Genomic DNA, 13295 nt, shown 5'->3' with positions numbered 1-13295 from the left:
TCCACAGCTGGCTGGTTACCAGTTGTAGGAAACAGTTCCGAGTAGCGTCCGGCTTTCACCCCAGTAGCAGCGGCCCGCATCGTTGCAGCCGGACACATACTCCTTGTCGAACAGGTTCTTCGCATTCACGTCTACCGACCAGTGCTGGTCAATCTGGTAACCAATGGCGGCATCCACCAACGTCACGCTTCCAGCATCCAGCTTCCCGTAAAGAGAAGGCGCGGTGTAAGCGAAAGTGCTGTCGAAGTAGCGCACGCCGCCACCGACGGACAAGCCCTTGAGCTGGCCATCAAGAAAGCGGTATTTGCCCCAGACCGAAGCCTGATTACGCGGAACACCGGTCATCTGGTGACCTTCCACGAGCGACGTTGCCGAATCCTTGGTAATCCGAGCATCGGTGTAGGTGTAGGCCGCAGTCACGTTCAAATTAGGTGTGAGGTTGCTGTTGACCTCCACTTCCACACCCTTGGCCCGGCTTTCGCCGACCTGGCGGTAGGTATTGGTCGTGGCGTCGAGGTACGTGTCGTCCTGCTTGCGCAAGTCATAGACCGACAACGTCATCGCCGTGTCCCAGCCGATCGGCTCGTACTTGAGGCCTACTTCGTATTGACTGCTGGTGATCGGGTCCAGCGGTGTGCCGGCATTGGAGATCTGCTGTACCGGAACGAACGCGGTCGAGTAGCTGACATATGGCGTCAGGCCATTGTCGAACTGGTACATGATCCCGCCCTGATAGGTGAACTTGCGGTCTTCAGAGCTGATGTTGCCGGCCTTGGCCACCTTGTCGCGAAAATCACTGTCGACCCAGTCCTGCCGCCCGCCGAGCAAGAATAACCAGTGGTCATACTTGCTCTGAAGCTGTGCATAAACACCTTTCATCTGCTGTTCGAGCAACGTGTTTTGCACCGCGAGAGGCGTCAATGGGTCCCTCAGGTACACCGGGTTATACACATTGATCGTGCCTGCAAATCCGGCATTCCAATCCTGGCTGAACGAGGTACGGTCATAGCTGGCACCGAACAGCACGGTATTTTCCAGCCCGCCTACCTGGAATTTGCCTTCCAACTGGTTATCCAGCGAGTAGACCATCGATTTGTTGTAGCGGTCGTAGGCATTCATGTTCAGCTGTGTGCCGAACCCCGCATTATTCAGGTTGCCTGGCCAGGTTTCATGGCGGGTGATTCGCGACTGCATGTAGCGCGAGTTCTGCCGAAACTGCCAGTCGTCGTTGAAGCTGTGGCTGAACTCGTAGCCGGTGCTCCAGGTTTCCCGTTCGAAGGTGTTCCAATCCGGGTCACTGAGCATGGTGTGCTTGGAGAGCTTTCCGTTGGGGTTGGTCAGTAACGTGCCTGCTGCAGGTAGGCCAAGTTCAAGATTAGTGTGGTCTTTCTGGTAGTTGGCCAGCAGCGTCAGGGTGTTGTAGTCGTCGAAATTGAGGGTCAGGGACGGTGCGATATACAGGCGGTCATCGGGAACGTGATCGGTCTGGGTGTCGGACTTCCTGCCGAGCATCACCACCCGTCCAAGGATATTGCCGCTGTCGTCCAAGGGACCGGAGATATCCACACCCACCTGGCGCCGGTTATTAGAACCGTAGGTCAGCTGAACTTCGCCTTGTGGTGTAGCTGTCGGGTGTTTACTCACCAGGTTGACCAGGCCACCGGGTGCGTTTTCGCCGTAGAGCAGGGAAGAAGGGCCACGGAATATCTCCACCCGTTCCAGGCCATAAGGTTCGCTGGTGGTGTCATACCGGTTGCCTTGGACTCGCAAGCCATCGCGCAGCAGGCCGTAGCCATAATCCGTGGCGTTGAAACCGCGAATGAAGAACAAGTCACCGGCCAGCCCGTCGCCCGCAGCGAAGGGAGGGGCAAAGATTCCCGGCACATAGCCCAGCACTTCGGTGAGCGTCTGGGATTTTTGATCCTTGATGCGCTGGCCGGTCACCACCGACACCGAGCGCGGGGTTTCCGACAATGGTGTGCTGGTCTTGGTACCGATTCGGCTGTTTTGCGCCTTGTAACCTATATCCCCGGCAATTTCCTGATTGAACCCAGTCTGTTGATAAGTGCTGACAGTAGTGGGGGCCAACATGAGCTGTTCCCCGCTCGTAGCCGGCTGCAGCGCGTAGCTGCCGGGGCCTTGAACCGCCGCCTGCAATCCCGAGTTTTGCAGCAATAACGCAAACCCTTGCTCCACCGAGTAGTCACCCTCCAGCCCAGGACTTTGCAGGCGCGCCGTCTGCTGCGGCGAGAATGACAAAATCACATTGGCCTTCGATGCGAATTGGCTCAAGGCATTGTCGAGTGGCCCGGAGGCGATCACGTAATGTTGCACTGGGCTGGCAGCAATGGCCCGAGTGCATAGCAAGGTGCTGGCAGTCGCGGCCGTGGCCAGCAGCAAGCCATACGTGATGCCGTGATGGGAGAGACGCTGGCGAAGTTTTGTAGGAAGGCGCATGTGTGAGTAAGCCCTGAAGGTAGCATCGTGATTACCTGTAGGGCCGCGCCAGGTAAAAAAAAGATAACCCCTGTTGAGAGTATTTTTTCAGTATCAAGCTGTAAGCGTTACGGAGACCCAATAGCGCGTGAAATACTTCACGTGGATCGGCAGCGTGACCTGCAGGTTGGCCAATACGGCGTCGGTGGAATCCAGACGGAAAGTGCCGGACACCCGCAGCCGCGCTGATGCGGCATCGCACTGCATAACGCCCGGCCGATAGCGCGCCAGTTCGTCGATGACATCCCCCAGTCGCGCATCCAGAACGATCAGTTGGCCGTCGACCCATGCGGCTTGGTTCCCGCGATAGATATGGCTGGGGCCTACGTCTTGCGTGCCGAAGTCGACACTCTCACCAGGTCCGAGCACTCGGCTATTGGCCGGCTGGTCGACGGGTTGCACGCTGACCCGGTCTTCCAGCACACCAACCCGCGTCGACCCTTGCAGTTGACGAACAGTGAACCGCGTACCCAAGGCTTGAACACGACCCTCATGGGTTTCAACATAAAACGGTGTTTGCCGGCCCGACTTTCCGGTGTGGATAAGTACTTCCCCCTCACGCAAACGGACCAGTCGCTGCTGCCCGTCGAAAAGTACGTCGATAGCCGTGTTCGTATTGAGGTCAATTTGAGTGCCGTCGGCCAACCCGATTCGCCGTCGTTCGCCGACCTTGGTCCGATAGTCAGCCCAGAGGTTGCCCAGGGACGTGTGTTGTTGAACGTTCCACCCCAAGTACCCGGCGGCACCGAGCATCAGCATCAGCTTGAGCACTTGCCGCCGTTGTTGACTGGCCGAGAGCGCACGACGGGTGAAGTCCTTGGGTAGCGCACCGAGGCCACGTTGCAACTGCTCCATCTGGTTCCAGGCCGCCTGATGGGAGGGATCGCCGTTGAGCCATTGCTGCCAGGCACTTTGTTGCGCGGGTGTCGGTGGCTGCGATTGAAATTGCACGTACCAACTGGCGGCGGCTTCGAACGTCTTGCGATCCGGGGCAGCCATTACATGCCCGCCATGATCAAGGCGCATTCAGTCAGGGCCCGAACCATATGTTTCTTGACGGTGGTCAGCGAGACACGCAACTGATCGGCGATCTGTTGATAAGTCAGGCCTTCGACCTGGGACAGCATGAAAATTCGCCTGGCCCGTTCCCCCAGCCCACACAAGGCTTTATCCACAGCAACGAGGGTTTCAATGATGATGGCCTTGTCTTCTTCACTGATTGCGATCGCTTCGGGCCGGTCTGCCAGGGTTTGCAGATAGGCCTGCTCAATGGCGCGGCGGCGATAGCGGTCAATCACCAGTCCCCGGGCAACTGTGGCCAGATAGTCCCTGGGCTCGAGGATCTGCGTCGCATTGCGGCCGCCCAGGATCCGCACGAACGTATCGTGTGCCACGTCAGCTGCATCGCAGGCGTTATGCAACTTTCCCTTGAGCCAGCTGTGCAACCACGAATGGTGCTGCTCATAGATGTGCTGGACTGCAACGGTATGCGAGGGAAGGGCCATGAGAGGTGACGAGGCAGGTTAATGATAATAACTATTATTAACTGCCGTGGCGCTTTCTCACAATAGGCGTTCCATCAACCCGTTTCACAAATGCAAATGAACTGTTTCCTGCCTGACCGAGGATTTTCGGAGGCATCTGCCTGCCTGAAACTTATCGGGATCCGTATTTTCTGTGGATTAAGCCCTGTGAATAACCGCCCTTGTGCCCAGTTGATAACCAGGCTTGAAACCTGAGTAAAAACCCCTCTGTGGATAACCACCCGTTTAATCCACAGGCTTAAAGCACTTATCCAAGGGCCTCATTGGCACCTAACCACAGACTTTTGAATCTCTGTACATAAAGTAAATAAAGGCCTGTAGAGATCTATCCACAGAAACATGCCTCAGTAGAAATAAACATAAAAACAAAGATTTAATAAATTTCTCTCTTTTAATTTCTATTGTTCGTGATTCATCCACAGCTGGTTAAATTTTGTGCAAAGGGTTCTTTAGGAAGGGCGAAGTCCCTATACTTGCCGACTCGTTCGAAAACCTGATCTCGAACGCTCATTCCTAATTACCTACAGAAGCAGGCACGAGGTGCGTGGTGGATTTCCCTTCCCGTTTTGAAGTGATCGTCATCGGCGGCGGTCATGCCGGTACCGAGGCAGCACTGGCGTCAGCACGCATGGGGGCAAAAACCCTGTTGCTGACGCATAACGTGGAAACCCTCGGCGCCATGAGCTGCAACCCCGCGATCGGCGGGATTGGCAAAAGCCACCTGGTCAAGGAAATCGATGCCCTGGGCGGCGCGATGGCCATGGCCACCGATAAGGGTGGTATTCAATTTCGCGTATTGAACAGTCGCAAAGGCCCGGCCGTACGAGCCACACGTGCTCAAGCCGACCGCATCCTGTACAAGGCCGCTGTCCGCGAAACCCTGGAAAACCAGCCGAACCTGTGGATATTTCAACAGGCAGCCGATGACCTGATCGTCGAACAAGACCAGGTACGCGGTGTTGTCACGCAAATGGGCCTGCGTTTCTTCGCAGAATCCGTGGTGTTGACCACCGGTACCTTCCTCGGCGGACTTATCCACATCGGTATGCAGAACTATTCCGGTGGCCGCGCCGGTGATCCACCGTCAATCGCCCTGGCTCAGCGCCTTCGCGAACTGCCACTGCGTGTTGGTCGCCTGAAAACCGGCACGCCGCCGCGAATTGATGGCCGGTCTGTGGATTTCTCGGTGATGACCGAGCAAGCCGGCGATACACCGATTCCGGTGATGTCGTTCATGGGCTCCAAGGAACAGCATCCGAAGCAGGTCAGTTGCTGGATTACCCACACCAACGCCCGCACCCACGAAATCATCGCCGCGAACCTCGACCGTTCGCCGATGTATTCCGGGGTGATCGAAGGTATTGGCCCGCGCTACTGCCCGTCGATCGAAGACAAGATCCACCGCTTTGCCGACAAGGAAAGCCACCAGGTCTTTATCGAACCGGAAGGTCTGACCACCCACGAGCTGTACCCGAACGGAATTTCCACGTCTCTGCCGTTCGACGTGCAAATCCAGATCGTGCAGTCGATTCGCGGTATGGAAAATGCGCACATCGTGCGTCCTGGCTACGCCATCGAGTACGACTACTTCGACCCGCGTGACCTGAAATACAGCCTGGAAACCAAGGTCATCGGCGGTTTGTTCTTTGCAGGGCAAATCAACGGCACCACCGGTTACGAAGAAGCCGGCGCCCAGGGGTTGCTGGCCGGAACCAACGCGGCACTGCGTGCTCAGGGCAAAGACAGCTGGTGCCCGCGTCGCGATGAGGCGTACATCGGTGTGTTGGTCGACGACCTGATCACCCTCGGAACCCAGGAACCGTACCGGATGTTTACGTCCCGGGCCGAATACCGCCTGATCCTGCGGGAAGACAACGCCGACCTGCGCTTGACCGAAAAAGGTCGCGAGTTGGGCCTGGTCGACGACGTGCGTTGGGCGGCCTTCTGCAAAAAACGCGAAAGTATCGAGTTGGAAGAGCAACGTCTGAAAAGTACCTGGGTTCGCCCGGGCACCGAGCAAGGCGACGCGATTGCCGAAAAATTCGGCACGCCGCTGACTCACGAATACAACTTGCTGAACCTGCTGTCCCGTCCGGAAATCGACTACGCTGGTCTGATCTCGGTCACCGGCGGTGGCGCAGAAGATCCACAGGTTGCCGAGCAGGTCGAAATCAAGACCAAATACGCCGGTTACATTGACCGTCAGCAGGATGAGATCGCTCGTCTGCGGGCCAGCGAAGACACCAAGCTGCCTGTGGATATCGATTACACAAACATTTCCGGGCTGTCGAAAGAGATCCAAGGCAAGCTGGGGATAACTCGACCTGAGACCCTGGGCCAGGCGTCCCGTATCCCGGGCGTCACGCCGGCAGCCATTTCGCTGTTGATGATTCATTTGAAAAAACGCGGCGCGGGCCGTCAGTTGGAGCAAAGCGCTTGAGTTCGTTGGTCACCTCGCAACACGCCGAAGAGTTATCCACAGGTGCTCGCCAGCTTGGCGTCAACCTGACCGAAGCCCAGCACGAGTTGCTGCTGGGTTATCTGGCCCTGTTGATCAAATGGAACAAGGCTTACAACCTCACTGCGGTGCGTGACCCGGACGAAATGGTCTCCCGCCATCTGCTCGACAGTCTCAGTGTGATGCCGTTTATCGAAAACGGCCGCTGGCTCGACGTTGGCAGCGGCGGCGGCATGCCCGGCATCCCGCTGGCGATCCTGTTTCCGGAGTCGCAAGTGACTTGCCTGGACAGCAACGGCAAGAAAACCCGCTTCCTGACCCAGGTCAAACTCGAACTCAAGCTGGATAACCTGCAAGTTATCCACAGTCGCGTCGAAGCCTTTACGCCTGAACAGCCTTTCAACGGAATTGTTTCCCGGGCGTTCAGCAGCATGGAGAACTTCAGCAACTGGACCCGCCACCTCGGCGACCGCGATACCCGTTGGCTGGCAATGAAGGGCGTTCATCCAAGCGACGAGCTGTTAGCATTGCCGGCAGACTTCCACCTCGATAGCGAACACGCCTTGGCCGTACCCGGTTGCCAAGGCCAACGCCATCTGCTGATACTGCGCCGCACGGCATGATTGGGAACACAAGCAAGAATGGCTAAGGTATTCGCGATAGCGAACCAGAAAGGTGGCGTGGGCAAAACCACCACCTGCATCAACCTCGCAGCATCCCTGGTCGCTACCAAGCGTCGGGTGCTGTTGATCGATCTCGATCCACAGGGCAACGCCACCATGGGTAGCGGTGTGGATAAACACGGCCTGGAAAACTCGGTCTACGACTTGCTGATTGGCGAGTGCGACCTGGCCCAGGCCATGCACTTCTCCGAGCACGGCGGTTATCAACTGCTGCCGGCCAACCGCGATTTGACCGCGGCGGAAGTGGTGCTGCTGGAAATGCAGATGAAAGAAAGCCGTCTGCGCAGCGCTCTGGCGCCGATTCGCGAGAATTACGACTACATTTTGATCGACTGCCCGCCGTCGCTGTCGATGCTGACGTTGAACGCACTGGTTGCGGCCGACGGGGTGATTATCCCCATGCAGTGCGAGTATTTTGCGCTCGAAGGCTTGAGCGACCTTGTGGATAACATCAAGCGTATCGCCGAGTTGCTCAACCCGAACCTGCAAATCGAAGGCCTGCTGCGGACCATGTATGACCCGCGCCTGAGCCTGATGAACGATGTGTCGGCACAGCTCAAGGAACACTTCGGCGATCAGCTCTACGACACCGTGATTCCACGCAACATCCGCCTGGCCGAAGCGCCAAGCTATGGCATGCCCGCGCTGGCGTACGACAAGTCTTCCCGCGGCGCCATTGCCTATCTGGCGCTGGCCGGCGAGATGGTTCGCCGTCAACGCCGCAATTCACGCACCGCTGCAGCCCAGCCAACTTAAGGAATCCCCATGGCCGTCAAGAAACGAGGTCTCGGACGTGGACTGGATGCACTGCTGAGTGGTCCGACTGTCACGACCCTTGAAGAGCAAGCGGTGCAGGCCGACGATCGTGAGCTGCAGCACCTGCCGCTGGACCTGATCCAGCGCGGCAAATACCAGCCGCGCCGGGACATGGACCCGCAGGCGCTGGAGGAATTGGCGAATTCGATCAAGGCCCAGGGCGTGATGCAGCCGATCGTGGTGCGCCCGATTGGTGCAGGCCGCTTTGAAATCATCGCCGGCGAGCGCCGCTGGCGCGCCAGCCAGCAGGCCGGCAAGGAAACCATTCCGGCAATGGTGCGCGATGTGCCGGATGAAACCGCCATCGCCATGGCGTTGATCGAGAACATCCAGCGTGAAGACCTCAATCCGATCGAGGAAGCGATCGCCCTGCAGCGTTTGCAGCAGGAATTCAAACTGACTCAGCAGGAAGTCGCGGATGCGGTGGGCAAGTCCCGGGTTACCGTGTCCAACCTGTTGCGCCTGATCGCGCTGCCGGAAGTCATCAAAACCATGCTTTCCCATGGCGACCTGGAAATGGGTCATGCCCGTGCTTTGCTCGGTTTGCCGGAAAATCAACAGGTTGAGGGGGCGCGACACGTTGTCGCACGAGGCCTCACCGTTCGTCAGACCGAGGCCCTGGTTCGCCAGTGGCTCAGTGGCAAACCTGCACCGGTCGAAACCGCCAAACCTGATCCGGATATTGCACGCCTGGAGCAGCGCCTGGCCGAACGCCTAGGCTCTGCGGTGCAAATTCGTCATGGCAAGAAAGGCAAAGGGCAATTGGTCATCGGATATAACTCATTGGATGAGCTTCAGGGCGTCCTTGCCCACATCCGCTGAAACAATTGCTTCTGTAGCGCGCAGTCGGAAATCACTACCCGGCAGTTGAATAGGGGCAGAACCGCCCCTATACTCTGCGCGCATTTTGTCGGCACAAATTATGCCAAGTTATTGATTTCCGGCAGCCGACCATTGAGGAGCAAGAGTGATGGAAACCCGCACGCCAAACACGTTGCCGTTCCATCGCTTGGCCGTTTTCCCGGTTTTAGTGGCTCAATTTGTCATTTTACTGATCGCCTCTTTGGCGCTCTGGTATTGGTATGGAGTCGTAGCCGGATACTCGGGACTCTGCGGAGGCCTGATAGCCTTGCTGCCCAATATGTATTTTGCTCACAGGGCCTTTCGGTTTTCCGGCGCCCGAGCAGCCCAGGCTATCGTCCGGTCCTTTTATGCCGGCGAGGCGGGGAAATTGATTTTGACGGCAGTGCTGTTTGCACTGACCTTTGCAGGTGTGAAGCCATTGGCGCCGCTGGCTGTATTCGGCGTCTTCGTGTTGACCCAACTGGTCAGCTGGTTCGCTCCCCTGCTAATGAAAACAAGACTTTCGAAACCTTAGGGCGTTTGAGGCAACCATGGCAGAAACAACCGCTTCGGGCTATATCCAGCACCACTTGCAGAACCTGACCTTCGGTCAGCTTCCCAACGGCGGCTGGGGCTTTGCCCACTCCGCAGCAGAAGCCAAAGAAATGGGCTTCTGGGCATTCCACCTGGATACTCTGGGCTGGTCTGTCGCATTGGGCCTGATCTTCGTCCTGATTTTCCGCATGGCGGCAAAGAAGGCGACTTCCGGTCAGCCAGGTGCTTTGCAGAACTTCGTTGAAGTATTGGTCGAATTCGTCGATGGCAGCGTGCGGGACAGCTTCCATGGTCGTAGCGCGGTGATTGCACCGTTGGCACTGACCATCTTCGTCTGGGTGTTCCTGATGAACGCCGTCGACCTGATCCCGGTCGACTGGATTCCTCAGTTGGCCATCCTGATCTCCGGCGATCACCACATTCCATTCCGTGCGGTTTCGACCACGGACCCTAACGCCACCCTGGGCATGGCCCTGTCGGTGTTCGCGTTGATCATTTTCTACAGCATCAAGATCAAGGGCATCGGCGGCTTCATCGGCGAACTGACCCTGCACCCGTTCGGCAGCAAGAACATCTTCGTTCAAGCGCTGCTGATCCCGGTGAACTTCCTGCTGGAGTTCGTGACCCTGGTCGCCAAGCCGATTTCCCTGGCCCTGCGACTGTTCGGCAACATGTATGCCGGCGAGCTGGTGTTCATTCTGATCGCTGTGATGTTCGGCAGTGGTCTGCTCTGGCTTAGCGGCCTGGGCATTGTTCTGCAGTGGGCGTGGGCTGTGTTCCACATCCTGATCATCACCCTGCAGGCGTTTATCTTCATGATGCTGACCATCGTCTACCTGTCGATGGCGCACGAAGAGAACCATTAAGACCAGTCTCGACTAGTCTGATGTCCCTCCCGGTCAAACGGGAGGGTAGCCCTGAAGGGCTATGAAACGATTTGTTTTACCGCTTTAAAATCTAAAAAACCTAAACCATACGACGTAAAAGTCGGGAGGAAAGATGGAAACTGTAGTTGGTCTAACCGCTATCGCTGTTGCACTGTTGATCGGCCTGGGCGCCCTGGGTACTGCCATTGGTTTCGGCCTGCTGGGCGGCAAGTTCCTGGAAGGCGCAGCGCGTCAGCCAGAAATGGTTCCAATGCTGCAAGTTAAAATGTTCATCGTCGCCGGCCTGCTCGACGCCGTGACCATGATCGGTGTTGGTATCGCTCTGTTCTTCACCTTCGCGAACCCCTTCGTTGGTCAACTCGCCGGTTAATCACTCGTTTTTTCGAGTGATTGGTGTGTTGTGCAACGAACGAGCGAGGTATTGGCGTGAACATTAATGCAACCATTATTGGTCAGTCCTTAGCGTTCTTGATTTTTGTAGTTTTCTGCATGAAGTTCGTATGGCCTCCGGTCATCGCGGCTTTGCACGAACGTCAGAAGAAGATCGCAGACGGACTGGACGCTGCCGCACGAGCAGCTCGCGACCTGGAGTTGGCCCAAGATAAAGCGGGTCAACAACTGCGCGAAGCGAAAGCTCAGGCAGCTGAAATCATTGAGCAAGCCAAGAAACGCGGTAACCAGATCGTTGAAGAGGCTGTTGAAAAAGCCCGTATCGACGCTGACCGTGTGAAGGTTCAGGCTCAAGCCGAGATCGAGCAGGAACTGAACGGTGTCAAAGATGCGCTGCGTGCCCAACTGGGTGCTCTGGCCGTCGGCGGTGCTGAGAAGATCCTGGGTGCCACAATCGATCAAAACGCGCACGCGGAGCTGGTAAACAAACTGGCTGCTGAAATTTAAGCGAGGGCGATCATGGCAGAATTGACCACGTTGGCCCGACCTTACGCTAAGGCAGCCTTCGAGCACGCCCAGGCCCACCAGCAGCTGGCCTCTTGGTCAGCCATGCTCGGCCTGGCTGCAGCAGTGTCGCAAGACGACACCATGCAGCGCGTGCTCAAGGCCCCGCGACTGACGAGCGCAGACAAGGCCGCCACGTTTATTGACGTGTGCGGCGACAAGTTTGATGTGAAAGTGCAGAACTTCATCCACGTCGTTGCCGAAAACGACCGTCTCCCGCTTCTGCCGGAGATCGCCGCTCTGTTTGACCTGTACAAGGCCGAACAAGAGAAATCGGTAGATGTTGAAGTGACCAGTGCTTTTGCATTGAACCAAGAACAGCAAGACAAACTCGCCAAGGTTCTCAGTGCACGACTCGACCGGGAAGTGCGCCTGCAAGTTGCGGAGGATGCCACCCTGATTGGTGGTGTCATCATTCGCGCCGGCGACCTGGTTATCGATGGCTCGATTCGCGGCAAACTCGCGAATCTTGCCGAAGCATTGAAATCTTGAGTTTGAAGGGGCAGCAGAGCAATGCAGCAACTCAATCCTTCCGAAATAAGTGAAATTATCAAGGGCCGCATCGACAAGCTCGATGTGACCTCCCAAGCCCGTAACGAAGGCACTGTCGTCAGCGTATCTGACGGCATCGTGCGGATTCACGGTCTGGCCGACGTAATGTACGGCGAGATGATCGAGTTTCCGGGCGGCGTCTACGGTATGGCCCTCAACCTGGAGCAAGACTCTGTAGGTGCCGTTGTATTGGGCTCCTACCAGACTCTGGCCGAAGGCATGAGCGCCAAGTGCACAGGCCGCATCCTGGAAGTTCCGGTTGGTAAGGAACTGCTGGGTCGCGTTGTCGACGCACTGGGTAACCCAGTTGACGGCAAAGGTCCGCTGAACAACACCGAGACCGATGCGGTCGAGAAAGTTGCTCCAGGCGTGATCTGGCGTAAGTCGGTAGACCAGCCTGTACAGACTGGCTACAAGGCTGTCGATGCCATGATTCCTGTCGGCCGTGGCCAGCGTGAGCTGATCATCGGTGACCGTCAGATCGGTAAAACCGCTCTGGCGATCGACGCGATCATCAACCAGAAAGACAGCGGGATTTTCTGCGTCTACGTAGCCATCGGTCAGAAACAATCGACCATCGCCAACGTGGTTCGCAAGCTGGAAGAAAACGGCGCCCTGGCTAACACCATCGTCGTGGCCGCCAGTGCTTCCGAATCCGCTGCACTTCAGTTCCTGGCACCGTACTCCGGTTGCACCATGGGCGAATACTTCCGCGACCGCGGTGAAGACGCGCTGATCGTTTATGACGATCTGTCCAAGCAAGCAGTGGCTTACCGCCAGATTTCCCTGCTGCTGCGCCGTCCACCAGGCCGTGAAGCTTACCCAGGCGACGTGTTCTATCTCCACTCCCGTCTGCTGGAGCGCGCATCCCGCGTTTCGGAAGAATACGTAGAGAAGTTCACCAACGGCGCAGTGACCGGCAAAACCGGTTCCCTGACCGCACTGCCGATCATCGAAACCCAGGCTGGCGACGTTTCCGCGTTCGTTCCGACCAACGTGATTTCCATCACCGACGGTCAGATCTTCCTGGAATCGGCCATGTTCAACTCCGGGATCCGTCCTGCAGTGAACGCCGGTGTTTCGGTATCCCGTGTGGGTGGTGCCGCTCAGACCAAGATCATCAAGAAGCTCTCCGGTGGTATCCGTACCGCTCTGGCTCAGTACCGTGAACTGGCGGCATTCGCCCAGTTCGCTTCTGACCTGGACGAAGCGACCCGTAAGCAACTTGAGCATGGTCAGCGCGTTACCGAGCTGATGAAGCAGAAGCAATACGCACCAATGTCAATCGCTGACATGGCGCTGTCGCTGTATGCCGCTGAGCGTGGGTTCCTGACCGACGTTGAAATCACCAAGGTCGGCAGCTTCGAACAAGCGCTGATTGCTTACTTCAACCGCGATCACGCCGAATTGATGGCGAAGATCAACGTGAAGGGTGACTTCAATGACGACATCGACGCTGGCATCAAAGCCGGTATCGAGAAGTTCAAGGCCACCCAAACCTGGTAAG

13 protein-coding genes are annotated in these 13295 nt (G+C 57.1%); 10 read left to right on the top strand and 3 right to left on the bottom strand.

The window, feature by feature from the left end; genetic code table 11:
* Positions 1-15: 15 nt before the first annotated feature.
* From HX818_RS14960 to HX818_RS14950, 3 genes are all read right to left on the bottom strand, one after another.
* On the bottom strand, positions 16-2457 hold the full coding sequence (locus HX818_RS14960) for a TonB-dependent siderophore receptor (protein ID WP_177020336.1): 2442 nt from the start codon (positions 2455-2457) through the stop codon (positions 16-18).
* Positions 2458-2550: 93 nt separating this feature from the next.
* On the bottom strand, positions 2551-3495 hold the full coding sequence (locus HX818_RS14955; RefSeq protein ID WP_177020335.1) for a FecR domain-containing protein: 945 nt from the start codon (positions 3493-3495) through the stop codon (positions 2551-2553).
* Entirely contained in the window at positions 3495-4001 is a 507-nt protein-coding gene (locus tag HX818_RS14950) for a sigma-70 family RNA polymerase sigma factor (RefSeq protein WP_008439546.1), read from the bottom strand. Before HX818_RS14950 ends, HX818_RS14955 begins: the two co-directional genes overlap by 1 nt.
* A 586-nt stretch (positions 4002-4587) precedes the next feature.
* Between HX818_RS14950 and mnmG the strand changes: the two genes are divergently transcribed.
* From mnmG to atpA, 10 genes are all read left to right on the top strand, one after another.
* A complete protein-coding gene (gene mnmG, locus HX818_RS14945; protein WP_003213563.1) occupies positions 4588-6480 on the top strand; it encodes a tRNA uridine-5-carboxymethylaminomethyl(34) synthesis enzyme MnmG in 1893 nt (630 codons plus the stop codon).
* Positions 6477-7121: a 16S rRNA (guanine(527)-N(7))-methyltransferase RsmG gene (gene rsmG / locus HX818_RS14940; protein ID WP_003213561.1), complete on the top strand. Its 645-nt coding sequence runs from the start codon at positions 6477-6479 to the stop codon at positions 7119-7121. Before mnmG ends, rsmG begins: the two co-directional genes overlap by 4 nt.
* A gap of 18 nt (positions 7122-7139) precedes the next feature.
* On the top strand, positions 7140-7937 hold the full coding sequence (locus HX818_RS14935; RefSeq protein WP_003213559.1) for a ParA family protein: 798 nt from the start codon (positions 7140-7142) through the stop codon (positions 7935-7937).
* A 9-nt stretch (positions 7938-7946) separates the two neighbouring features.
* Positions 7947-8819: a ParB/RepB/Spo0J family partition protein gene (locus HX818_RS14930; RefSeq protein ID WP_177020334.1), complete on the top strand. Its 873-nt coding sequence runs from the start codon at positions 7947-7949 to the stop codon at positions 8817-8819.
* A 148-nt stretch (positions 8820-8967) separates the two neighbouring features.
* Complete coding sequence (locus tag HX818_RS14925) at positions 8968-9375, top strand: F0F1 ATP synthase subunit I (protein WP_003213556.1); 408 nt, start codon at positions 8968-8970, stop codon at positions 9373-9375.
* Positions 9376-9391: 16 nt separating this feature from the next.
* Positions 9392-10261, top strand: a complete 870-nt coding sequence (atpB, locus tag HX818_RS14920; RefSeq protein WP_003213554.1) for a F0F1 ATP synthase subunit A — start codon at positions 9392-9394, stop codon at positions 10259-10261.
* 133 nt (positions 10262-10394) lie between these two features.
* Complete coding sequence (atpE, locus tag HX818_RS14915) at positions 10395-10652, top strand: F0F1 ATP synthase subunit C (RefSeq protein ID WP_002555987.1); 258 nt, start codon at positions 10395-10397, stop codon at positions 10650-10652.
* A gap of 56 nt (positions 10653-10708) precedes the next feature.
* Complete coding sequence (locus HX818_RS14910) at positions 10709-11179, top strand: F0F1 ATP synthase subunit B (RefSeq protein ID WP_008439543.1); 471 nt, start codon at positions 10709-10711, stop codon at positions 11177-11179.
* Between the two features lie 12 nt (positions 11180-11191).
* Positions 11192-11728: a F0F1 ATP synthase subunit delta gene (locus HX818_RS14905; protein WP_003213551.1), complete on the top strand. Its 537-nt coding sequence runs from the start codon at positions 11192-11194 to the stop codon at positions 11726-11728.
* A 21-nt stretch (positions 11729-11749) separates the two neighbouring features.
* On the top strand, positions 11750-13294 hold the full coding sequence (gene atpA / locus HX818_RS14900) for a F0F1 ATP synthase subunit alpha (protein ID WP_003213549.1): 1545 nt from the start codon (positions 11750-11752) through the stop codon (positions 13292-13294).
* The last annotated feature ends 1 nt before the right edge of the window (position 13295 follow it).

This window comes from Pseudomonas sp. F9001 (genome assembly GCF_013385435.1).
GTDB lineage: Bacteria > Pseudomonadota > Gammaproteobacteria > Pseudomonadales > Pseudomonadaceae > Aquipseudomonas.
Note: the sequence above shows the minus strand (reverse complement) of the source record. Positions and strands in the feature narration are given on the sequence as shown.